Below are 21,720 nucleotides of genomic sequence, written 5' to 3' on the forward strand. Positions count from 1 at the left end.
CCGGGCGCCCCACACGAGGCGGCGCCGGCCACGGTCGCGCGACGCCCGACGCCCGCTCCGCCCTCGAATGCGCAGCTTGCCGCCGGAGCGCCGCCGCCCCTGGCGGTCGTTCCACCGGCGCCGCCGCTTCTGGCGGTCGGTCCGCAGGCGCCGCAGCATCCGGCGCTTCCGCACGATCCCACCACTGTCGCGGCCAGCATGCGGGCCGCGCCGATGGCAGGACCGCAGCAAATCGAGGTGCTGGGCCTCGTGACGCAGATGGGCGTGATGATGCGCGACCAGCGCGAGGAGAACCGGCAACTGCGGCAGGACGTCGCGGTCATGCGCGAGATGCTGGATGGCCAGCTGAGCGACTTCAATCGGCGCCTGTCGCTGGCCGAGGCGCGTGGCGCCCTCAACGCCGCGATGGGCGCCGCGGCGGCTGAACGGCCGCCAGCACGCCAGGCGCAGGCCGGCGGGCGGTCGGAGGAGCGCCGGCGCTATCGGGTGCAAGCCGCGTCGCCGGGCCTCGCCATGTTGGCGGAGATCGACCGTAGCGGCGAGGCAGGCGCGAGCCTGCAGGTCAGCGTCGGCCACGAGATTCCCGGCTACGGCCGGGTGCAGAGCATCGGGCAGGAAGGCAGCACCTGGATCGTCCGCGCCGAGCGCGGCGCGATCCAGTAGGGAGCGACGATCATGCAAGGGCTCGTCGAGTTCTCGGTCGAAGTCGGGCAGGTGCTCGCCATCCTGCTACCGGCCTTTTGCTACATCGCAGCACTTGGCCTGTTCGTCTCGTCGGGCTGGGGCTTCTGGCGCATGTCCCAGCCTGATAATCCGTTCCGGGGCAAGCCGTGGGTCCCCGTCATGGGCCTCATCCTCTGCGGCGTGTTCGCGTCCTTCGACCGCATCCTGACCATGGCCAATCGGACGGGCGGGTCCGCCGTCACCGTGGCGCTGAACAGCAGCCTGACCGGCTACACGCCCGCCACGCCACCGGGCGGTGTGCTCGGCGCGACCCCGGGCGAGACGATCCTCAACATCGTGGCGGTCTTCCAGTCCTTCTTCCAGGCGTTCGGCGCGATGGTCGCCTTCTTCGCGATCTTCACCTGGTGGAACGTCATGCGCGGCGTCAGCAATCGCCGGCCAGGCGGCTGCCTGGTGCAGTTCGTGTTCGGCGTGATGCTCATCAACGTCCTGCAGATCTCGACCTGGCTGGTCGCAGTCTTCCGCACCGGCGCCTGACAAACCCCGATCACTGTTCGCGCCGCCTTCTCGGATGGTCGTGTCGAGAGGCTGACCCTCTCGGCAACAGAAGGTGAGAACTCGTGAAGACCAACTCTCTTTCCCTCTCCCGCCGCGCCGGCCGCTTTGCGCTGGGCGCGGCAACCGCGGCCGTGGCCCTGCTCGTGCAGGCCTCGGCCTTCGCGCAGTCGGCCAACGGCATCGGCGCCCAGGTGCAGAGCATGGCCCAGGAGGCCAGTACCACCGGCGGCAATGTCGGCTCGATGGCCATGTATGTCGCAGCACTGGTCTGCCTCATCGGCGGCGCCTGGGCGCTGTGGCAGAGCCGCCAGCCGCAGAACCGCGAGGGCGGCAAGGTCGCGATGGGCCTGGCGGGCCTCGTGCTCTGCGGCCTGTTCGCGACCGGTGGCGTGTGGATCGGCAAGTCCGCCCAGACGGCCTCCGGTGGTGCGGCGACCGTCGCCGGCACCAACGCCATGGTGACCTTCGGGAACTGATCGCGTGCGCCTCTTGCCGCTCCCCCTCTCGGCGCATCCCTCGGCCTGGCTCGCGGGAAGCGGGGCGGGCGGCCAACCGGGGGCAGATCGCGAGCCAGGGCGACGGGCTTCGTTCACAGCGGAGCCCGTCCTCTCAGGCGATCCGGCGACGTGCCGGTTCTGCGGCGTCCACACGACGGCTCGGCACGAGCCCTTTCATCTCAACGGCGACCATCGCGACACTCGGCCCGAGAACCTGGTGGCCGCCTGCGCCTGGTGCCATCTCTGCCAACACCTGGATGATGCCGAAGCCGCCAGCGCGGCGATGCTGATCTGGCTGCCGGAGATATCGCAGGCCGCGCTCGTCACGATTGTCCGCGGCATGCTGACGGTGCTGGCGGGCCATGGCGAGGTTCGCGCCGCAAGCACGCGATCGCAGCGCCAGCCGGAAGTGCAGACCGGGGTACACCGCGCGATGGCGGCGCTGCAGGCGCGCGCTGACCTCGCGCGAAAGATCCTGGGGACCGCGCGCCCTGCCATGCTGGGCGCGGCGCTCCTGGCCCTTGAACCGACCTCCTATCGCGAGCGCGCGAACCTGCTGGATGGAATCCGCCTGCTGCCGACAGATCGGCTGATCCGCGGCGGCCGCGACATCCTCCCCGACCTCCTCCGCCAGTGGTACCCGCCGGGGGAAAGCCGCCAGAAAAGGACCGCAGCATGATCGGCGCGATCTCACGGCTGCTTGCCGGTGCCTCATTGCTCCTCAAGCAGCCACTCCACGCCTTCTGCGAGCTGGAGACCGCGCATGGGAACGCGCTGGTCACGAAGCACTCGGATTATGTGAGCTTCATCCGCCTGGATGGAATGCGACGGCTGGCGACGCGGGCGGATGTGCAGCGGATCGCGACGGCGCAGCGGATCGACCTCTCTGGCGCGCTCGAGCGCCGCGGCCATGCCCTGGTCGCCTGGTACATCTCCGATCCCGACCAGTCGGCCGTCGAGATCGACCGTCTCAACCTTGCCGCCTGCAGATCCGTGGCGCGGGAGCTCGGCCTCGACGTCCGCGACATCCTCGATGAACGTGCCCGCCTCTGGCCGGAGCTGATGCGTTGGGAGGCCGCCTATTACATCCTCTGGACGCGGCGCGCCGTGCTCACCAAGGAAGAGCGCAAGCAGATGGTCGAGGAGCAGGCGGAGATGGCCAAGGCCGGCCCGCCGGCCGGCGACAGCCAGCGTTACTATCTGCGCTCCGAGGTGATGGCGGCGCGGCACAGCGCCTTCGTGACGCGGGTCCTCGCCTCGCTGCAGAAGAACGATATCGCCGCGCGGGAACTCACCGCCTACGAGGCGCTGAAGGCGGCCCGCGAGGCCGTCTACCGCGAGACCGCCGGCTCCGACTGGAAGGCGTCGCTGCCGGGCGACCGGGTGACGCCGCGCATGCCGGAGGACGAAGCCACGCAGGGTAAGGATTTGGCCTCGCACATGCTGTGGCCAGGCTTGGGCGATCAGATCTTCCATGCGGATGCGGAGACCCTGGGCGGGCAGCGCGTCCGGATCGGAGAAAACGAGTACGCGCATATCGACATGTCGCTCGGCCCCGAAGATCCGCGGCCTTTCGTCGAGCTCGCCGCGCCGCTCGGCAAGGACCGCATTCCGTGGCGCGGCGCCGTGGTCCTGGAAGGGGGCGGCAGCATCGCCTCGCAGTTCAAGGAGATCGCCGCGACCTTCCTGAACATGTTTCCGGGCAATGGCGACATTCAGCGCGCGTTCGAGGCGCTGCGCCAGGCACGCCAGAGCGATGGTCATATCGGGGTGCGCATGCGCGCCTCTTTCGCGACATGGGCACCGGTCGAAAGCGGCCGCAAGCTGCGGCGCCGGGCGGCGACGCTGGCGCAGCGGATCGAGGGTTGGGGCAACTGCAAGACCACGACGGTCGCCGGCGATCCGCTGGAAGGCGCCATGAGCAGCGTGCCTGGCTTGTCGCTGACCTCGACCGGCGTGCCCTGCATGGCGCTGCTCGGTGACGCCCTGGCCATGCTCCCCTGGAACCGCACGGCATCACCCTGGGAGCGCGGTAGCGTCCTCTTCCGGCGGCCCGACGGCTCAATCTGGCCCTACGACCCCTCCGGCGGCTCCAAGCGCCCGCAGGTCCTCGATATCTTCGTGGCGCCGCCGCGCTCCGGCAAATCGGTGCTGGCGAATGTCATCAATCTCGGCCTCTGCCTCAGCCCGGCGGCCCTCGGCAGCCAGGGCGCCCGCCTCCCGCTGATCGGCAAGATCGACATCGGCAGGACCGCCGAGGGTTTCGTCCGGCTGCTGCAGGAAGCGTTGGGCCCGCAGCGACGCCATGAGGCGATCTTCGTCGCGATGCAGTTCGCTTCCGGCTATGAGGTGAACATCTTCGACACCCAGGTCGGTTGCTCCTATCCGCTTCCCCTCGAGAAGGCCTTCCTGCAGAACTTTCTCGCGCTCGCCACCACGCCGCCCGACACCTCAACGCCGTATGAGGGCATGGGTCAGCTGATCCCGGCCGTGATCGAGGAGGCCTACCGCCTCTGCACGAACGTCCCCGGCGGGTCGCCGAAGCCGTATCGCGCGGGGGTAGAGCCGGAGGTGGACCGCGCGCTGCAGCGCCATGGGATCACGCTCGATGCCGAGGACCCGTGGTGGCGCGACGTGGTGGACCGGCTGATCGAGGTGGAGGAATGGCGGTTGGCCGAAGTGGCGCAGCGCCACGCCGTGCCGGTGCTGCAGGACCTCATCGCCGCGGTACGGACCGAGCAGGTGCGGGATGCCTTTGCTGACCTCAAGATTGCGACCACGCACGAGGAGGCGTCCACGCTCTTCGAGCGCTACATCTATGACCTGATCAAGCGCTATCCGTCGCTGAACGCGCCAACCAGGCTCGACTTCGGCCCGGCCCGGGTGATCGTGCTGGACCTGGCGGCGGTGGCACCGGCGGGCTCGGCGGCGGCGAACCGGCAGACCGAGCTGATGTACATGCTCGGTCGCCACATCCTGGCCCGGAACTTTTTCCTGCACACCGACTACCTGGAATTCGTGCCGGAGATCGTGCGGCCGCATCATGCGAAGCGCTTCCTGGAGGCGCAGGAGGCGGTGAAGCGCCTCGACTACGACGAGGTCCATCGCACGAAGGGCAGTCCGCAGGTGCGCGAGCAGTTCGAGCGCGACGCGCGCGAGGGGCCGAAGCACAACCTGCAACTTGGCTTTGCGAGCCAGGAAATCCGCGACATGCCGGACAACATCATCAACCAGTCGACCGGCCGCTTCGTCCTTCGGCTCGGCAGCGAGAAGGAGAAGGACGCGGTCATCGACCTGTTCGGGCTCTCGGAGGCGAGCGCGGAGGTGGTGCGTTTCGCGCTCAATGGGCCGGGACCGGATGGGGCGCCGTTCCTGGCGGTGTTCCAGGCGGGCGGTGCTAAATACGAGCAGATGCTGGTCAACAGCATCGGGCCAGTGGAGCTCTGGGCGCTCAGCACGACGCCGGTCGATACGGCGCTGCGAAACCGGGTGACGCAGCGGCTTGGCTTCAGCGAGGGGCTTCGGCGGCTGGTGAGGGTGTTTCCTCGCGGATCGGCCGCGCAGGAGTTCGAGCGGCGCAAGGATGAGCGGCTCCGGCGCGGTGAGTCGGACGGGCGGGCGGAAGAAGGCGTCATCGACGAGATCGCCCATGAGCTGATCGACGGGAAGGGGATCGGCATCATTCTACGTGATGTTGAGCAACGCCCAGCCCCGGACTACGCGCTTGCGGCCGAGTGACAGGCGCCTGCCGCGCTTCTGCACGTTGGCTGAAGAATGCGTATGTCACCGAACACACGAAAGAAGGAGCGGCTTATGCCGATCGTGGTCACCGCGTCCGAGGTCCAGAAGAACTTCGGGGCTATCATGACCGGGCCCTGAGTGAACCGGTCCGCGTCACCAAGTATGGCCGCGAAACCGTCTACATCATCTCGGCGGATACCTTCCATGCCATGAGGCAAGCGGTGCGAGCGGCGCTGGGCACCAAGGATCTGACCGACGAGGAGACGGCCCTGATCGAGGCCTCGGAGATCCCGACGGGACATCTCTATAGCGCAGAAGATTGAGCCGGCTACAGGGCGTTGCCTGTGCCTGCTCCGGGCCTCGTCGTCTCATATTCGTCCGTGGCGTGATCAGAGCCGGTGAGCTGATTGACGGAAGGGAAGCGGCATCGTTCTCCGCGATGTCGAGCGCGACCGGGAGCCGGCCTGCGCGCTGGCAGCGGAGTAATTGCGAGGCGTCTTTCGGAGTTCGTAGACCGGCTGCAGAACCCGACGCATATCCGACAATCGGCTTCCCTCCCAGAACGCCGCTAGAATGTCGGGGGCTGACGTCGGCCGTCCACGTTGGCTGCCGCTGATCCATCTTTTTCAGCCATGACGGCTTGGATCGCCTGTTCCATACGCAGTAGCTCCTGATCCTCGATTTCGTTGAACGCTTCTCGCTTGGCTTGTGAGAGCCGCCCGCCGTTTTGAAGGCAAAGGCGGACCAGGAGGCTGGCGCGCCGGTCGGGCATGTCAACGATGTCCTGCACTGCGGACAGTGCGGCGTCGTAGAGCGCCACGAATTCCAGCTCTTCGCGAAGGTCCTTGCGGATGGTCGCTGCGACCTTGCTGTACAGATACTCGGTCAGTGTTGTGGCATCGAAGTAGCGGTAGAGATTATGCGTGTCGTTCTCGACCACGATCTCCTTGTCGGATGTCCAATGCCAGTCGATGAACGGCATTATGGTTCTGGAGAACCCTTCGAGGGCTGTGTCGTATTCCCCAACCTCCCGGACGATGGCAGCGGAGACCGGGAAGAGCAGCCCGGGTGGCGTGAAGTCCTCCGTGGCCAGGACATGATGGATCAGGAAGCGGTGAATGCGCCCATTGCCGTCCTCGAAAGGGTGAATAAACACGAAGGAGAAGGCGATCAGGGCCGCCGCCACGATCGGGTCCGTCGTGCCCTTAAGCCGCTCGGTCATCGCGGCCCAATCGGCCATCAGTGACTCTACGTCCTCGGGCCTCGGGCAAATGAAATGGACGACCTCCCGGTACCCACCGATCGTTTCTCCGACAAAGTTTTGGAAGTCCCGGAAGGCCGTGGCCGCGTAGCGGTGGTCCACAATGATGTTCTGCAAAGTGATCAGGCTCTTTGCGTCTGTTGGCGCGAACGATTTGACGGCGCGAAGGGCCGTGACAAATCGCTCGGCCCGTTGCCCGGTTGCGCGCTCGTGCTCGATGGCGAAGCTGCTCTTCGTCTCCTTGGTGTAGAGGTAATTCACGGCCCGCGCGAGAATGTCGGGATCGCATCCCTCGACGATGCGTCTTGCTTCTCCGGCCAGATCCTCCGCCCTGAATCCCTCCAGCCGCGGTGTTCGGCGCACCATGAGTGCGAAGCCTGGGCGGCCAGGAATATTGTCGACGACCTTGTGCCGTCGCGACGGGCTGCCTTTTGCCGTGACGTGCAGGCTTGTATCGAGCGCGTCCACATAGGCAACGGCCCCAGCGTCCGGCAGCTCCAGCCGCTTGCCGGTCAGCCATTCGTAGAAGAACCAAGCGCGGCGGGCATAAGCGCCTGTCGGTTCGGACCGAACCCAAGTCTCGATCTCGCCAGCGGCGTCGGGGATCCGGAAGACGTCCGCCAAAACACCCAGATCCGTCGGCTCATACCGAAGCGCAAACCGGAGGTGACCAATCAGGGTTTCTTCCGGCATATACCCGGTAGGGTATCGTTCAATCGTTCTGCCATCCTCGGTGACCGATCGCCGGGCGCCAAGCGCCACCCGGGACAGGACGGCGGGCATGGGGCGACGCAGGCCAAACTTGGTGATCAAGGCCCCCTGACCGACGGGAACGCCCTCGTCTGCCGGCGCCATACTTGCTCTCCCACCGAGGCTCAGCCTGCGAAATCGCTCCAGGGCCTCCGAAAACACTCACGATACTAGGATCGCGTAGGAAATCGTTCAAGCAATCCAACTTGGATCGGAGCGGGCTCTCCTCGGTCGAGATGGGGCAATCCGCCAATGCATCGCGTTCGCGCCACGATCCCGCAGTCTTCGCATGACCAGGTGGAGAGTCTTCCCATGTCCGGGATTTCGTTGCGTGCTGCCCCCGCGCTTCTCTGCATCACTGTCCTCGCAGGGTGTGCAGGCACCGGACCGACGACCGGGGTTGTCACGCCGGGCATGGCGAACCCCGAGATCGCCTTGCGTCGCTCGCTGGAGCAAGTCGGCGAGCAGATGGCGCAGCTCGGCAACCTCAATGCCGCGTCGATCGCGCGGCAAGGTGGGCCGGTGGTGCCTGAGGAGCTGCGGCGGCCGGTTGCCTTCGTCTGGAGCGGCAGCCTGAGCGCCGGCGTCCGGCGGCTTGCCGAGGCTGTCGGCTACCGCGTCGTGGAGAGCGGCGTGGAGAACGCGCAGCCGGTCAATGTCGCGATCGACCTGCGCGAGACAACAGTCGTCGACGCCTTTGCGGCGCTGGGCGAGCAGGCGGGGGCCTATGCCACCGTGCAGCTCGATCCGGCCTCGCGCACGGTGCAGGTGATCCGTCATGTATGAGCCGCTGCGCGTCGCGCTCCTCTCGGCGAGCGTGCTCTCGGTGCTGCCATTCGGGGCCGGCGCGCTTGCCGCCGGCGAGGGCTCGGTGACATTCCTGCCGAGCCCCCCGATCCCGGGCCAGGCAGCCTATACCGCGGCCGCGCAGAACCTTGCGGCGCAGGTCAACCAGCCCATCACGGGCGCCTCCACGCTGCCGGTTGTCGAGGGCGGGGACGCGCCGCCCTCGCTCGAGCAGCTGCAGGCGGCGCGGCCGGGCGATCAGGGCGGCGGTGGGCTGGAGACGGGGCGGGCCGAGACCTTGCGGCAGGCGGCGCTGATTTTCGGCGCTCAGGGCGGCTTGGCAGCGCGCTCCTTCGCGATCAACGAAATGCTCCGGCGCCACGAGGCGCAGCTGAACACCGTCTACGACTTCCGGTCCCTGGTGCTGCCCGTCGGCGCCGGCCAGACGCTCATGCGGCCCCCGATCATCTCGGAGGCCCAGATGGCGTTCGCGCTTGGCGAGAATGGCCAGGTGGCCCGCGAGACGAGCTGCATCTTCGAGATCACGCGCGAGGCGCAGCTGACCTCGGCGCCGCCCAACTGGCGGGCCTATCTCGTCCGAACTTGGGGAACGCCGGCGAGGCCGGCCGACGCGGCGCTGCCGCGCACCAGCCGCGAGGTGGAATACTGGAATCGCGTGCTCGCTGAGGGCTGGGCGCAGGGCGAGCGGCAGGCGGTGGACATCTTCCTCTCCGATCTCGGCCGCCTGCAGCGCGACATCGTGGGCATGGCCCGCTACCGGGTCCTGCTGCGCGTCGGCCTGGTCGAGGAGCCGCGCGTCGCGTTCCAGTCGACCGCGGCCGAGGGCGGCCGGTCGCGGCTTGTGATCGGCGACCGCACGGTGCGGATCACCGACCAGCCGGGCCTGCAGGCCAATCGTCGCCGCTGGCGGCCGGGGGCGGGCTGCCGATGAACCTGGTGCTCCCAGTCGGTGCGGCGCACGCGGCTCAGGAGGAGGCCGCCGCACCATTCCGCTGGGCAGCGGAGGGTCTGGCCTGGGTCAAGGATCCTCGCCGCGACGCTCCAGGCCTCGACGGCCTGCTGAGCTGGGCCTTCCGGCTGGGCGCGTCCCGCATCGCCTTCCAGACCGGGCATCCGGTGTGGATCCGTGTCCATGGCCGCAACCACCGGGCAACCGAGGGAACGCTCAACGAGGTCGAGATCGGCCAGGTCGCCAATCACCTCTACGGGGCAGATGGCATGGCGCGCCTGCAGGGTGGTCAGGATTTCGATGTTTCCTACGAAATCGCGGTCAGCCGCGCGCAGCGCCTGCGCTTCCGGCTCAACGCCACGCCGACGCGCTCCAGCCGCCGGGAAGGGGCCAACATCGTTCTGCGCCCGATCGCCGACCTGCCGCCGTCGCTCGCTGCGCAGCTGGTGGAGCCGGGCATCATGGAAGCGTTCCGCCCGGAGCGGGGAATGGTGATCGTCAGCGGCGGCACCGGCTCGGGAAAGTCCACCCTCATCGCCGGCATGACCGTGGCCAAGCTCTCTGACCCCGCGGGCAACTACAACATCCAGGAGGCCGCGGCGCCGGTCGAGTTCCTGCTCGATCGGTTCCGAAGCCCATCCTCGACGATGGCGCAGACCGAGATCCCGCGGGATCTGGCAACCTTCGAAGCGTTTATCAGGGGGTGCATGCGCCGGGAGCCCACCGACATCATCGTGGGCGAGTGCCGCGACAGTCCCACCATGGCAGCCTCCATCCATGCCGCGATCAGCGGCCATGCGCTCACCACCACGATCCATGCCGACGATGTGCCGCTGACGATGCAGCGGATCACGACGCTCTGCCCGCGCGACGAGCGCGATAATCTCATCGCCTCGGTCGCGCAGTCGCTGCGCCTGGTGATCAATCAGCGCCTGCTGCCCTCGACGGATGGCAAGCGCACCGCGGTCCGGGAGTTCGTCGTCTTCGATGCCGGGCTGCGCACGAAGCTGCTGCAGGCCGATCCGTCCGAGTGGCCGGTGATCACCCGTCACGCGGTGGACCACAACGGCCAGTCCTATGCGGTCGGCATCCGCGCTGCGCTCGGTGAGGGGCGCATCTGCGCGGGAACGGCATCCCGAGCGCTACGGGAGATTGGCTGATGTGGCGCAACACGGCCTTGCCGGTGCGGATCGCGATGCTCGATGCGCGGGCCTGCATTCCAGTGCTTTTCGTGGTGACGTATTGGTCGTGGACCACGCTCTACATCGCCCTGCTCGGGGTGATGTTCTTCACGGTGATCTCGTGGTTCGGGCTGACCGTGCCGGCGGTGCTGCGCGTGATGCGGCGGTGGGCCAACGGCGCCGTGCGCCCCGCGGTTCCCGCCTGGAAACGGCGGAGGCTGGCATGAGCGCGCCGCTGGATCTGCGCCGGGTGTCGCGGACGCTCGAGGCCTTCCTCGAGCGGCGTGGCCGTCCCATCCTGCTGCAGGACGAGGCTACCGGCCGGCTCCACCAGGTGCCGCCGTCGCTTGCTGCCGCGGCGGACGGCCTGCTGCCGACATTCCTCGCGGCGGGCGAGGTGGTCTGGCGAGCGGCGACGGGGCGTTCGCTCGGCGTCCAGCAGGTGCGTGATCCCGACAGCCTCCTGGGCTACCGGGTCAAGGGGGCCGGTGGCGCACCGTTCTCGGTCGTGATGTTGTCGGTGATCGAGGCCAGCGAGCGTGCGGCGCGGCCGGAGGCCCTCGTCGTGAATGAGCTCGGCCGGCTGTGGCGCGAGTTGCCGCCGCATCGATCCGACCTGCCCTGCGGGCGGTTGCCGATGCCCCGGGCCGGGGCTCCGAGCCCATGATGCACCGCCTGATCCTGGTCCTGGCGGCGGCCGCCATTGGCGGCGGCGCGGCGCGGGCGTCGCAAGTCTCGGACCGGACGGTCGACGTCGCGACCGCCTGCATCCTCTCGGCCGCGGCGGTCCATCGCGTGCCGCCCGGGGTCATCGCCGTCATTCTCGCCGTCGAAGGCGGCACGCTCGGCCGGGTCAGCCAGAACACCAACGGCACCGTCGACATCGGGCCGATGCAGATCAATCAGATCCATCTGCCCACGCTGGCGCGGCGCTGGAACACGACGCCGGAGCGGGCGCGCGAGGCGCTGCTCACCAGCTTCTGCGCCAATGTCGAGGCCGGGGCGTGGGTCCTGCGCAGGGCGATCGACAGCGCCGGCGGTGATTTCTGGGAGGGTGTCGGGCGCTACCACTCCAGCACCGATGTCTACAAGACGCGCTACCTCCGCCTCGTCCTCCGGCAGGCACTCCGCCTGCAGCGTATCGCCGTCCCCGGCAGTTGAGGATCCATCATGACCAAGGGTTACGGCGGCGGCGGCTGGGCGTCGCGCGACGACTACACGATCCTGTCGCTGGCGGTCATCGTGATCGGCGCCGTCTTCGGCGGCTGGATGCTGTGGCATCACCAGCATGCCGAGGTGGTCCGCATCGTTGCGGCGGTGCAGCTCGCCAAGATCGCGGTTATCGCGCGCTTCACGGACGCCTATGCCGGCGTGGCGAGCCTCGTCGCCGGCGCCCGCTATGAGACGGTGACCTTCGCCGAACTCGTGACGCTCTGCGACCGCGTCGGCCAGTTCTTCCGAATCCCGGCCGCGGTGCTGATCACCGCCCTCGGCCTGATCTGCCTCATCTGGGCGCCGCCGAGCCGCTACCGCCGCCAGCTGGATCTCGATGGCCTGATGCGGGAGCACGCGCGCTTCCATCGCGCGGCCGCGGCCAACATGCGCCGGGGTCTCAAGTTGGCCCCCATTCGCGACGGGGATCCGCGGCCGGCGGACCCGTCGCTCTTCGTCCATGAGTGGGTGGCACGCTACGCCACCGACCAGCGCGGCCAGTACGACGCCGAAGCCGCCCGGCGAGCCTTGGTGCGGCAACTGGGGCCAGCCTGGCGCGGCGCACAGCGGGCGCGCCCTCCAGCCCGGATCATGTTCGCAGCCTTCGCCCTGCACCTGGCCGATCGCCGTGAGGAGGCACTGGGTCTGCTGGGCGACCTGGCCGAGGCGCTGGCGCGCGACACCGGCCACGGTGCAGCAGGCCCCGAGGCGCCGGTGGCTGTGCCAGCCGATGTCCTCGCGGTCGCCGACGCCTGCCTCCGGCTGCCCTGCCTCCGGAAGCCCGCCGAGCTCGTGGCGCGGCGCCATGCCTTCGAGACGACGGCGCTGATGGCCCTGCTGAACGCCGCCCGCCTGCAGAGCGGCGTCCTGCCGCCGGCCCAGTTCAACGGCCTGAAGCTGCTGGAACGCGCCCTTTGGTTTGCGCTTCATTCCCTGGGCTTCCCCGGCCACGGGCCAGGCCAGAACACCCACCCGAACCCGCGCGTCGAGGCGCTCGGCGCCCGGGCGCACTGGGAGGCGGAGCGCGTGGCCGGCTGCGCGCTGTTCCAGCCGGAGGTCGGGCTCGCGGAACGCGCCATTCGCGCCGCCCTCGCCCAGCATCGGGACCAGCAGAAGGAGTAGCGGCGATGGCCCCAAGCGAGCCGGTGACCGAAGCACCCCAGGAGGTGATCCGCGTCCCCAGGGTGCTCTTCGAGCGGCGGCCGGGAGACGGGGATCCCGGACAGGACGCCCTCCATGTCCATGTGCATCTCCCAGGGAAAGCGGCGCGCTCTGGCCGTGCCTTTCTCGGCATCGCCGGCGGTGGCGTGGCGCTGGTGGCGGCCTTCCTCGCGGGCGTGATCTCTGCCGGCAGTCCCAACTCGGTGCCCTCCGCGGCCGAGCTGGCGGCACTGCAGCGGCTGGCCGGGCTGCCGGCGCTGGCGCCCCCTCCGGAGGGGGCGCCAGCATCCGGCATGCCGCTCCTCCCGCCAGGCGGCGGCGCGTCACTCCTGCCGCCGACCGGCGGCGCGCCCTCGATGCCGGCGGGATTGCAGCAGATGCTCTCTCAGCCGCCGCGCGTGCAGCTGCCGCCGGGTGCCGCATCGGTCTCCCCGACCCGTACCCCGGCGGTCCAGGGCGCGCCGGCGACCGCACCAGTCGTCGAGGGCGCACGGACGAGGAACGCCTTCGGGCTCGAAAACTGAGCCTCCGCGATGATCCAGCGCGAGATCGCGGGCCCGCAGAGCCAGTTCGAGCGGCATGCGGGGCAGAGCTTCCGCGATGTCCGGCCCTTCACGGTTCGCCTCGTGGAGCTCCTGGCCAGCAGCTTCTCGGGTATCGTGCTCATCGGCACCGCCGCGGCGTCGGTCGCCTTTCCAGCCATCATCGATCTGACGGTGCCGGGGGCGATCGCCTACACGACCTGGGTGATGTGCCGCCGGCTGAAGCTGCCACTGCGGCTGCCGCGTAGCGCCGAGTGCCTGGACCCGAACTACCCGAGCCCGGTAGACCGCAGGCCGCGCATGGCCGCCGGCAGCATCTATCTCGGCATCGACCAGGTGACCGGGCATGAGCTCTGGATCACCAATGAGGATGGGCGCCAGCACGGCACCATCCCGGGCACCACCGGCGCCGGCAAGACCACGGCGATTTTGAGCCTGCTCGCCAACGCGCTCTCGCATGGCAGCGGCTTCGTCCTGGTGGACGGCAAGGCTGACAACAAGCTCTATGGCGAGGTCCTGGCGCTCGCGCGGCACTACGGCCGCGAGGATGATGTCCTCGTCCTCAATTTTCTCGCCGCGTCGGGCGATCGGGATTCGCACAGCTTCAATCCCTTCTCCGGCGGCAATGCAGATGCGATCCGCGAGCTGCTCGCCAGTCAGCTCGGCGAGCAGCGATCGGAGGACAGCAATGGCGTGTTCCGGGCCCGTGCCGTGGCGTTGATCGGGACCATCGCTCCGGTCCTGGTCTGGATGCGCGACCTGAAGGGCGTGGCGATCAACATCGAGACCATCCGCTTCGCGCTGGAGCTGCGCTCGATCTGGACGCTGGCGACGCACAAGATCTTCCTGCATCGCCAGGCGATCGACGGCGAGGTCCAGGAGATTGCGGTCCCGACCATGCCGGAAGACATCCTCTATCCCCTCCGCGCCTATCTCGGTGAGCTGCCGGGCTACGACACCAGCCTGCCGTACAACCAGCAGAAGGGGGACGAACCGTCGAAGCAGCACGGCTTCGCGCTGTTCTATTTCACCGCGACTTTCACGCAGCTGTCAGTCTCGCTGGGGCACATCTTCAAGCCAACGTCCGGCGATATCGACATGCGCGATGTCGTGCTCAACCGGCGGATCCTGGTCGTCAACCTGCCGGCGATGGAGAACTCGGACGCGACGCTCGCCGCGCTTGGCAAGATCGTGGTGGCCGCGCTGCGCGGCATGCTGGCGCAACTGCTCGGAGCGCGGCTCGAGGGCACTGCGCGTGAAATCTTTTCCCTGAAGCCCGGTGTGGGAGAGGGGCCGTTTCAGGTCGTCTTCGACGAGGTCGCGTATTACGCGACCGAGGGCATGGACCGGATGCTCGCCATGGGCCGCGGCCTGAACATTATGTTCTGGATCGCCTTTCAGGAGGTCAGCGGCCTCTGGGCTCGCCTTGGCGAGAAAACCGCCTCGCTGCTCGGCAACGCCAACCTGACGCTCGCCATGCGCCTGCAGGACGCGCACCGGACGCGGGAATGGATCGAGAAGACCGCCGGCGAGGTCGAGGTCACGCAGGCGACGTCCTACGTCGCCGGCGAGGCCGGAAACTATCGGGAGAGCTACTCGGCCGAGGTCCGCAAGGTGGCCCGTGTCGCCTGGTCCGACCTGCAGAAGCTGCTGGAGGGCGAGGCGATCGTGCTCTTCGGGGGGCGGCGGATCTACGCGAAGCTGTTTTATGCCGCCCTCGACGCCTCGACGGGTCCCTTCCGACGGAGCCGCCCTCTGATCTTGCCGGCACCCGTGCGGGAGGACACGCCCGATGGTGCCTTGGAGGTCCCTGAGGTCGTGGCGCGGCTGGAGAGCGGTGCCATACCGGGCCATGCGGAGCACCGGCCCGATCCGGTGCTGCGGGCCCTGATCGCGGGCTACCGGGCCAGGCGATCGGGTGACGCGATGGACCGCGTGAAGGATGCGATCCTCGCCGCAGGCGCCGCGGAGGTCGCGGAGCCGACCGGCGACGCATTGAAGGAGCCGCCGGTGACATCCTGCACCCCGATGATCGAAGCGACGGTTCGGGCAACCGATGCGTCGGCGCCGGCCGCGCCTAACGATGACCCGCGGCAGGAGGAGCGGCGTTCTGCGCGTGCCCCGATCGACCGGCCCCTGCACCTCGGTCTCGCGGCCATCGAGGCCGAGGCGGGGGCCAGTCCACAGGCGGCCGAACGCATGGCACGCGAGGCGACGGAAGCTCTCGCGGGAGCCGCGATCTTACGCCTGCCGGATCCTCCAGCGATTTCGCCGGAGGAGTTTGCCGCGCGTCTGCGTGCCCTCAATGATCGTATTGCCTCCTCAGGAACGCGGAACTAGTTGTCGACGGATGATACCCGTCGGCTCCACGAGAACCGCCGTGCGGTAGACGTTCAGCGGGGTACCATTCGTCAGGATTGCTCCAATAGCTGCCATTTGGCAGGTGGCTAATGGCTGGCGCGCTGTCGAGCGCGGAGCGCATCACGGGCTATTGTCGCGACAGAGCCAAGCGGGCATGGCGCTCGCTCGCATAGCGCATCCTTCCATGCTCGGGGAAAGACTGCACCAGCGACTTCGCGATCAGTCTGTCGGCGAGTTTCAGCGCGACGTCGCGGGTAGCGCTCTGTTGTGTCTCGATAGCTCCGGCGATGGATCCAGTGATGGTGTCAATGCGCCCCGCGGTCCCTGCGATGGCGTTGATTTGGTCGGCCGCTGCCGATGTTGCGCTCTCCTCCGGCCAGGTGCCGTGCTGCGTTGAAGGGAACCGCAAGTTCTGGCGGCATCGCGTGAGACAACGGCGAAGGAGGTCTTACGACCGTAACCGCGGACGGAGGTCGGGCGAAAAAAAAGACAGGAGGCACTGGGCCAGCCAGCGCCGGCAGGAGCTTGTTGCAATGCGTCGACGTGCAGTGCCCTGCTCCTGGAGCTTGAGAGACGGTCCTGGCTCGGGTTCACCGGGCTGGCCTGTATCGCACGTTGGCTGAGCGAGCACGGCCACGTCTCGCCGCCGAAGCAACTGGAAGGTACGTCATGAGCAATCGTCGGAAGGTTCTACTTGGGATCCTTGCCGTACCTGCGGCCGCCAGGCAGGTGAAGGCCGCTGAGCCGTTCCCGCGTCCTGTGAACACGTTGGGATCAACCGACGGTTCCGCAATTCGAGGGTACGACCCTGTCGCCTACTTTGCTTCGGGTGGCCCGCAGGCCGGTCATAGGGAGTTCGCCCTGTCGCATGGCGGCGCGACATGGCTCTTCTCGAGCGCAGGAAACAGGGCGGCCTTTGAGGCAAACCCACAGCGGTATCTCCCTGCCTATAACGGGTTCTGCGCGTATGGCACCTCGCGCGGCTACCTCGTCAAAATCGAACCTGAGGCCTGGTCGATCGTCGATGGTCGGCTCTACTTGAATTACAGTTTGGGGGTGCGGTCGACTTGGCTCGCGGACCCGTTGAGATATATTCAAACGGCCGATATGAAGTGGCCCCAACTGTCCTCGGCCGACATTCGGGCCTGACATTCGGCTGCGTTTGGCGCGGCTCCTCGCATATTGGAACTGGCACGTCAGCAGAAGCGGTCCGGGCTCGCCGTCACCGGCGTTGCTTCTCGCGCCTGAACCGGCGCGGGACGGCTGCAACTGGAGTGTAAGACCGCATGTCCGCCGTTGAGGTTGGTGGGGCGCGGCACTCGCCAAAATCCCGCCGCGGTCTAAGTTGCCCAGGTCAGGGAACCGAGGACCGCTCTTTTGCAATCGCCGGGCCCGCCAGCGGCGGACCCATCTCCATCGAACCTATTGCGGGGCGTCGCCGATGGTCGGACTGGCGGAGCAAGTGACGCCGGTCCGCTGCGCGGCTGCCGACCGGACATGCGGCGAAGGAGCAAGCAAAGCCCGCAATCGCCTGCTGCGCGGTCAGCGCGGTTGGCCGGCGGCCGTGAAGATATGCCGAGTGCTGTAACCCATTGCCGCATTCGATCGAAGACGGGGAAGCAGGTACTGGAGGACACCATGCGGGACGAGGCCAGCGTTGCAGTCGCCATCATTTGCAAGACACCGGCACCGGGATTTTCGAAGACACGGTTGTCGCCACCTCTACGGCCTGAGGAGTGCGCGCAGATCTCCGCCTGCTTCATTCACGACCTGGCCGCGACGATCGACAGGTTGGCCGCGCGTGGCATCGCGGGCGTCGCTCTGTACACGCCCCCTGGATCGGAACCTGGGCTCAAATCGCTCCTGCCCGGCGGATTCTGGCTGCTGCAGCAAGGTGAGGGCGACCTCGGCGCGCGCTTGCATCTCGGTATGGTCGATCTGCTCGCCGAGGGCCACGTTGGCGCGATTATCGTCAACTCCGATAGCCCAACCCTGCCTTCGGCAATCCTGGAGATTGCAGCCGCAGCGTTGCGCGGAGGCGCCAGCATGGTCATCAGTCCAGCAGTCGACGGCGGTTACACGCTGATCGGCTTGTTGCGGCCACAGCCACGGCTGTTTGCGGACATGCCGTGGAGCACCAGCGCAGTCTTCGCGCTGACGCTCGAGCGGGCGCGCGAGATCGGCCTCACGCCAGTCGTGCTGCCAACCTGGTACGATGTTGACGATGCTTCCAGCTATGCACTGCTTGAAGCGGAGCTCGATGGCCAACGTCCGGAGTTCGCCGATGCCACGGCGCCAGCTCAGGACGCACCTTGGACTCGGGCGTTCGTCGCGCGCCGTCGAGCAGAGCCTGCGGTCGCTTGACACCCCTACACGAGCGCGGCGGCGTCACCGTAGTGATCCCATGCCTCAATGAGGAAGAGACGATCGCCGAGGTGGTGCGGCAGGTCCTGGCGCAGGAAGTCGGCGAGGTGATCGTCATCGACAACGGCTCCACGGATCGTACCGCGGCGGTGGCGGCCGCGGCCGGCGCGCATGTGGTCAACCAGCCGCAACGCGGGTATGGCCGGGCCTGCGCCACGGGTGTCGCCGCCGTGGCACCCGGCACCGCGATCGTCTGCTTCATGGACGGCGACGGCAGCGATGTGCCGGATTTCCTGCACGACGTCATCCGTCCAATCGCCGATGGCAGCGCGGATTTCGTCATGGGCTCGCGTATACGCGGCCGGCGTGAGCTGGGCAGCATGACGCCGCAGCAGATTGTTGCCGGCCGCTTGGCTGGCGTGTTGCTGCGGCTCGTTTACGGCGTGCACTTCACGGACATGTCTCCGCTCCGAGCCATCCGCCTCGATCGTCTCGATGTGCTTGGCATGCGCGAGAGCACCTATGGCTGGAACCTGGAAATGCAGATGCGGGCTGCGGCTGCCGGGCTCCGCTGCGTCGAGGTACCCGTGAACCACAGATGCCGCCGTGGCGGCGAGTCCAAGGTCTCGGGCAACCTGGTGGCCGGCCTCAAAGCGGCCTGGAAGATCAGCGGGACCTTCCTGCGCCTGGCAGCATCGCTTCGGCGTCAGCGCGTCGCCGCCGGATGAGTAGACGTAAGCAAGAGGAGGGTCGGCACGCGACTCCTGTTGACTGGTGGTGCCGGATTCATCGGCCAGCATGTGCTGGCGGCGCTGCTGCGTTGCCGGCATTCGGTGCGTGTCCTGGATTCGCTTCGGCCTGACGTTCACCGCGGTGGTGGCGGTTGGCGGCCGCCGGCCGGCGTTCCGCTAATCGTCACCGATGTGCGCGACCGGCGCGCTGCCGGACAGAGACAATTCACGCCTTGGCCAGGGCGCGAGGGGGGGGTCACGCCGGGTCATTAATGGATGACCGCGTATTCCCACGCATAGCGCCTCGCGCCGGAAATTGTCCGCGGCACCTGGCGCGCCGTGGAGATTGAGGAAAACGCGATGCCGTGGATACCAGCATGCGATGATCTTATCGATCCTCTGGTCGCCGACGGCGCCTGACTAAGAACCGGGAACCGTCACAGAAGCCGCTGGCCAGCGCCTTCGAGGAAGGCCCCCAAGCCGGAGATGCAGTCCTGATAGGTTCCCTAGTCGGGAAAGCTCGCGTCCGCGGCCTAGCGATACACGTTCAGCATCAGGACTGGATGACCGTCGCCGCTCTTCGCGATCGCCTGACGATAGCACGACCGTCCTCGTTCCACTGAGCCGCGGCAGTTCGAATGCCGTTCCGACAAGCTTCATGAGCGTCCTCCCCTTGTATCCGGGGTGCTGCCTCGAGGCTCGTGTCTCCACCCTCGCTGCGAAGGTTCGCGATTCACGTCGCGCTTCGAAGCAGGGCGCAGATCACGGTCATTTTGAGAATTGCGTCACCGACGAATGGCTCGATGGCAGCCGTCACCGCCGGCCCGATCGCCGGTGAAGGCAGGGCCGCGCGGCCAAGATGCAACTTGATGACGGCGGCGCGTCGTTCCGCCTCGCCTCGCATCGCCCGGATCGCATCCGCAAGCGCGCCGCTGGCATGCAGGGGCGTCAGGATTGCCCAGGCGAGCGCGAGATAGGGCGGCCAATACGCGAGATGGCGATACATGCTGGCGAGACTGGGCTGCGTCCTATCGGTGCCGAGCTTGTTCAGCTCCATCACCAACGCTGCCGTCTCTGCCGAAAGCTCTTCCATCCGTGGAAGCCGAGGAAGGGCGATCAGCGACTCAGGCTGGGGCGCCGGACGGGATGCGACGCTGACATCGGGGCTTTGCTCATCCGAAGGCCCGAGGCGGACTCGAAGCGCCGAGAAGGCGAACAAGGCCATCGCGTTGGTGTGGTCGTATGCCGCCAGGATGCTGCGGATCGGGTCGAGAGCGCTCGCAGGGAGGCCGATCGCTGCGAACACCTCGGGGCGAATGGTCTGGACTTGCGGGAGCGCCAAACAAGCGCGCAGCTTGCGTGCCTCCTCCTGCAGCGTCCCATGGGCGTAGAGCGGGCGCAGTGTCGACCACGTCCACGACAGAGCGCCGTCGAAGGTCGCCAGATGTCGCCAGACCAAGTTGACGACCTCCACGCCCAGCACACTACGAATGTCATCGAAGATCGCGGCGATCTCGCCGGTGGCGGCGGCCTCGGTGACGGCGGGGACCGGATCGCTCATCGCTGGCCTACTCGACCCGGTAGCGTTTCACGGCGTCGGGGTTCCAGCTCAGACCAGCCCCCGGCCGCTCGGGGACGATCGCCATGCCATTCTCGATGCGCAGCGGATGGGTGAGAATCGGATCGGCCCAGTCGACATATTCGAGCCAATGGCAGGTCGGGGTGGCAGCCAGCAGATGCGCGCTGACTTCGGGGAACAGGTGGGACGACATCTCGACTTCGGCCGCGGCCGCCAAGGCCGCCGCCCTTTGCCAACCGGTCACGCCCCCGATCCGCTCGAGATCTGGCATGACGAAGTCGCTGGCGTTCTGGGATAGGGCTGACAGCATCGCCGCAGGGCCTGCGAAATTCTCGCCGAGCTGGATCGGCGTCCTAAGGGCGGCCGCAACGCGGGCGCAGCCAACGTAGTCGTCGTGGCGGATCGGTTCCTCAATCCAATAGAGGCCTTCATCGTCCAGCATCTGGCCGCGCTGGATCGCCTGGGTGGTCGATAGCGCCTGATTGTAGTCGGCCATGAGCGCGACCGTGTCCGGAAGACGCTTTCTCACCGCGCGCACCACGGCGAGGTCGTCCTCCGGAGCCGCGCGGCCGAGGCGGAGCTTCACCGCACGAAAGCCGCCATCCAGGAGTGCCTGCGCTTCGTCGGCCGCTTTCTCGGGCCCGATCAGGCCAAGGCCGTTGCTGTTGTAGGCGCGAATGGGCCGCGGCGCCGCGCCAAGCAGGCTGGCCAGAGGAACGCCGGCGCCAATCGACAGCGCGTCCCAGCAAGCGGCATCAAACCCGGCCAGGGCCATCCGGACGATGCCCTGCGCACCTAGCAGCCGGTATTGGCGGACCAGCCGCGCCGCCAGATCCACGGGCGCCAGCCGTGCGCCATGCACCGCTGCCGCGACATCACGCAGGACGGTGGCAATGAGCAGCGGCGCCGTGTGGTCGTAGCAGAAGAGATAGGCATGCCCGCTCACGCCCTCCTCGGTGTCGAGGTCGATGAGCAGCAGTGGCGCGGCCGCCATGGTCTGGACGCTGGTACCGAGCGGGCGCTTCATGGGCACGCTGACGACCGTCGTCCGCAGCGCTCGAATGGTCAGGAACGGCGCCGGCACTGCAGACCCTCCCGCGGCAGCGCCCGCCGCGGCTGGCCGCGCAGGCGGCGAACCAGACGGCGTTCGCGTGGTGCCAGGCTCATCGGTCATAATGATGCATCTTCCCATCCACTGGCCCGTCTCTCGCGCGTGCCTTTTTAGAACAGCCGGGCTAAAATGCCGGAGATCGGTCTCGAGGACAATGGGCTTCGGCGTGGCCTCCTGAGTTCCCTGCGAGGCTGGTGCGAAGAGCGAGCCGAAGGTCTCGCTCAGGAAGGA

General features: G+C 67.8%; 21 protein-coding genes and 1 pseudogene. 19 read left to right on the plus strand and 3 right to left on the minus strand.

What is annotated here, in order from left to right; genetic code table 11:
- The 6 genes and pseudogenes from GXW71_RS09805 to GXW71_RS09830 all read left to right on the plus strand — a co-directional run.
- A pseudogene (locus tag GXW71_RS09805) lies at positions 1-663 on the plus strand (hypothetical protein); the annotation flags it as partial.
- A 12-nt stretch (positions 664-675) separates the two neighbouring features.
- Positions 676-1,221, plus strand: coding sequence for a hypothetical protein (locus GXW71_RS09810; RefSeq protein WP_211852317.1), 546 nt, complete (start codon positions 676-678; stop codon positions 1,219-1,221).
- A gap of 83 nt (positions 1,222-1,304) precedes the next feature.
- Complete coding sequence (locus tag GXW71_RS09815) at positions 1,305-1,718, plus strand: hypothetical protein (protein ID WP_367617278.1); 414 nt, start codon at positions 1,305-1,307, stop codon at positions 1,716-1,718.
- A gap of 238 nt (positions 1,719-1,956) precedes the next feature.
- Complete coding sequence (locus GXW71_RS09820) at positions 1,957-2,418, plus strand: hypothetical protein (RefSeq protein WP_211852318.1); 462 nt, start codon at positions 1,957-1,959, stop codon at positions 2,416-2,418.
- Positions 2,415-5,477, plus strand: a complete 3,063-nt coding sequence (locus tag GXW71_RS09825; RefSeq protein WP_211852319.1) for an ATP-binding protein — start codon at positions 2,415-2,417, stop codon at positions 5,475-5,477. Before GXW71_RS09820 ends, GXW71_RS09825 begins: the two co-directional genes overlap by 4 nt.
- Positions 5,474-5,803 (plus strand): hypothetical protein, encoded by a 330-nt coding sequence (locus GXW71_RS09830; protein ID WP_246526434.1) that lies wholly within the window; start codon positions 5,474-5,476, stop codon positions 5,801-5,803. The genes GXW71_RS09825 and GXW71_RS09830 overlap by 4 nt, the downstream gene beginning before the upstream one ends.
- A 245-nt stretch (positions 5,804-6,048) precedes the next feature.
- Here the strand turns inward: GXW71_RS09830 and GXW71_RS09835 are convergent, their stop codons facing one another.
- Positions 6,049-7,596, minus strand: a complete 1,548-nt coding sequence (locus GXW71_RS09835; protein ID WP_211852320.1) for a Fic family protein — start codon at positions 7,594-7,596, stop codon at positions 6,049-6,051.
- 207 nt (positions 7,597-7,803) lie between these two features.
- Here GXW71_RS09835 and GXW71_RS09840 point away from each other — a divergent pair, with 207 nt between their 5' ends.
- The 13 genes from GXW71_RS09840 (at position 7,804) to GXW71_RS09900 (ending at position 19,072) form a co-directional block, all read left to right on the plus strand.
- Entirely contained in the window at positions 7,804-8,277 is a 474-nt protein-coding gene (locus GXW71_RS09840; protein ID WP_211852321.1) for a DotD/TraH family lipoprotein, read from the plus strand.
- Between the two features lie 31 nt (positions 8,278-8,308).
- Positions 8,309-9,229 (plus strand): type IV secretory system conjugative DNA transfer family protein, encoded by a 921-nt coding sequence (locus GXW71_RS09845; RefSeq protein WP_367617279.1) that lies wholly within the window; start codon positions 8,309-8,311, stop codon positions 9,227-9,229.
- Positions 9,230-9,516: 287 nt separating this feature from the next.
- Complete coding sequence (locus GXW71_RS09850) at positions 9,517-10,407, plus strand: ATPase, T2SS/T4P/T4SS family (RefSeq protein WP_246526435.1); 891 nt, start codon at positions 9,517-9,519, stop codon at positions 10,405-10,407.
- Positions 10,407-10,655 (plus strand): IcmT/TraK family protein, encoded by a 249-nt coding sequence (gene icmT, locus GXW71_RS09855; RefSeq protein ID WP_211852324.1) that lies wholly within the window; start codon positions 10,407-10,409, stop codon positions 10,653-10,655. The genes GXW71_RS09850 and icmT overlap by 1 nt, the downstream gene beginning before the upstream one ends.
- Positions 10,652-11,095: a hypothetical protein gene (locus GXW71_RS09860; protein WP_211852325.1), complete on the plus strand. Its 444-nt coding sequence runs from the start codon at positions 10,652-10,654 to the stop codon at positions 11,093-11,095. The genes icmT and GXW71_RS09860 overlap by 4 nt, the downstream gene beginning before the upstream one ends.
- Positions 11,092-11,589 (plus strand): lytic transglycosylase domain-containing protein, encoded by a 498-nt coding sequence (locus GXW71_RS09865; protein WP_211852326.1) that lies wholly within the window; start codon positions 11,092-11,094, stop codon positions 11,587-11,589. The genes GXW71_RS09860 and GXW71_RS09865 overlap by 4 nt, the downstream gene beginning before the upstream one ends.
- Positions 11,590-11,598: 9 nt before the next feature.
- A complete protein-coding gene (locus tag GXW71_RS09870) occupies positions 11,599-12,762 on the plus strand; it encodes a secretion/conjugation apparatus DotM-related subunit (protein ID WP_211852327.1) in 1,164 nt (387 codons plus the stop codon).
- Between the two features lie 5 nt (positions 12,763-12,767).
- A complete protein-coding gene (locus GXW71_RS09875; RefSeq protein ID WP_211852328.1) occupies positions 12,768-13,325 on the plus strand; it encodes a hypothetical protein in 558 nt (185 codons plus the stop codon).
- 9 nt (positions 13,326-13,334) lie between these two features.
- Positions 13,335-15,683 carry a type IV secretion system DNA-binding domain-containing protein gene (locus GXW71_RS09880; protein ID WP_211852329.1) on the plus strand — a complete coding sequence of 783 codons (2,349 nt, stop codon included), beginning with the start codon at positions 13,335-13,337 and terminating at the stop codon, positions 15,681-15,683.
- A 690-nt stretch (positions 15,684-16,373) separates the two neighbouring features.
- Positions 16,374-16,853 (plus strand): YHS domain-containing (seleno)protein, encoded by a 480-nt coding sequence (locus GXW71_RS09885; RefSeq protein ID WP_211852330.1) that lies wholly within the window; start codon positions 16,374-16,376, stop codon positions 16,851-16,853.
- Positions 16,854-17,342: 489 nt separating this feature from the next.
- Positions 17,343-18,068, plus strand: coding sequence for a TIGR04282 family arsenosugar biosynthesis glycosyltransferase (locus GXW71_RS09890; protein WP_211852331.1), 726 nt, complete (start codon positions 17,343-17,345; stop codon positions 18,066-18,068).
- Positions 18,017-18,796 carry a glycosyltransferase family 2 protein gene (locus GXW71_RS09895; RefSeq protein WP_211852332.1) on the plus strand — a complete coding sequence of 260 codons (780 nt, stop codon included), beginning with the start codon at positions 18,017-18,019 and terminating at the stop codon, positions 18,794-18,796. Before GXW71_RS09890 ends, GXW71_RS09895 begins: the two co-directional genes overlap by 52 nt.
- 39 nt (positions 18,797-18,835) lie before the next feature.
- Positions 18,836-19,072 (plus strand): NAD-dependent epimerase/dehydratase family protein, encoded by a 237-nt coding sequence (locus tag GXW71_RS09900; protein ID WP_246526436.1) that lies wholly within the window; start codon positions 18,836-18,838, stop codon positions 19,070-19,072.
- A 460-nt stretch (positions 19,073-19,532) separates the two neighbouring features.
- On the opposite strand, the gene GXW71_RS09905 is transcribed toward GXW71_RS09900, so the two are convergent.
- Both GXW71_RS09905 and GXW71_RS09910 read right to left on the minus strand, forming a co-directional pair.
- Positions 19,533-20,360, minus strand: a complete 828-nt coding sequence (locus GXW71_RS09905; RefSeq protein ID WP_211852333.1) for a hypothetical protein — start codon at positions 20,358-20,360, stop codon at positions 19,533-19,535.
- Positions 20,361-20,367: 7 nt separating this feature from the next.
- Positions 20,368-21,462, minus strand: a complete 1,095-nt coding sequence (locus GXW71_RS09910) for an enolase C-terminal domain-like protein (protein ID WP_211852334.1) — start codon at positions 21,460-21,462, stop codon at positions 20,368-20,370.
- Between the last annotated feature and the right edge of the window lie 258 nt (positions 21,463-21,720).

It is taken from the genome of Plastoroseomonas hellenica, from assembly GCF_018129085.1.
Classification (GTDB): Bacteria; Pseudomonadota; Alphaproteobacteria; order Acetobacterales; family Acetobacteraceae; genus Plastoroseomonas; species Plastoroseomonas hellenica.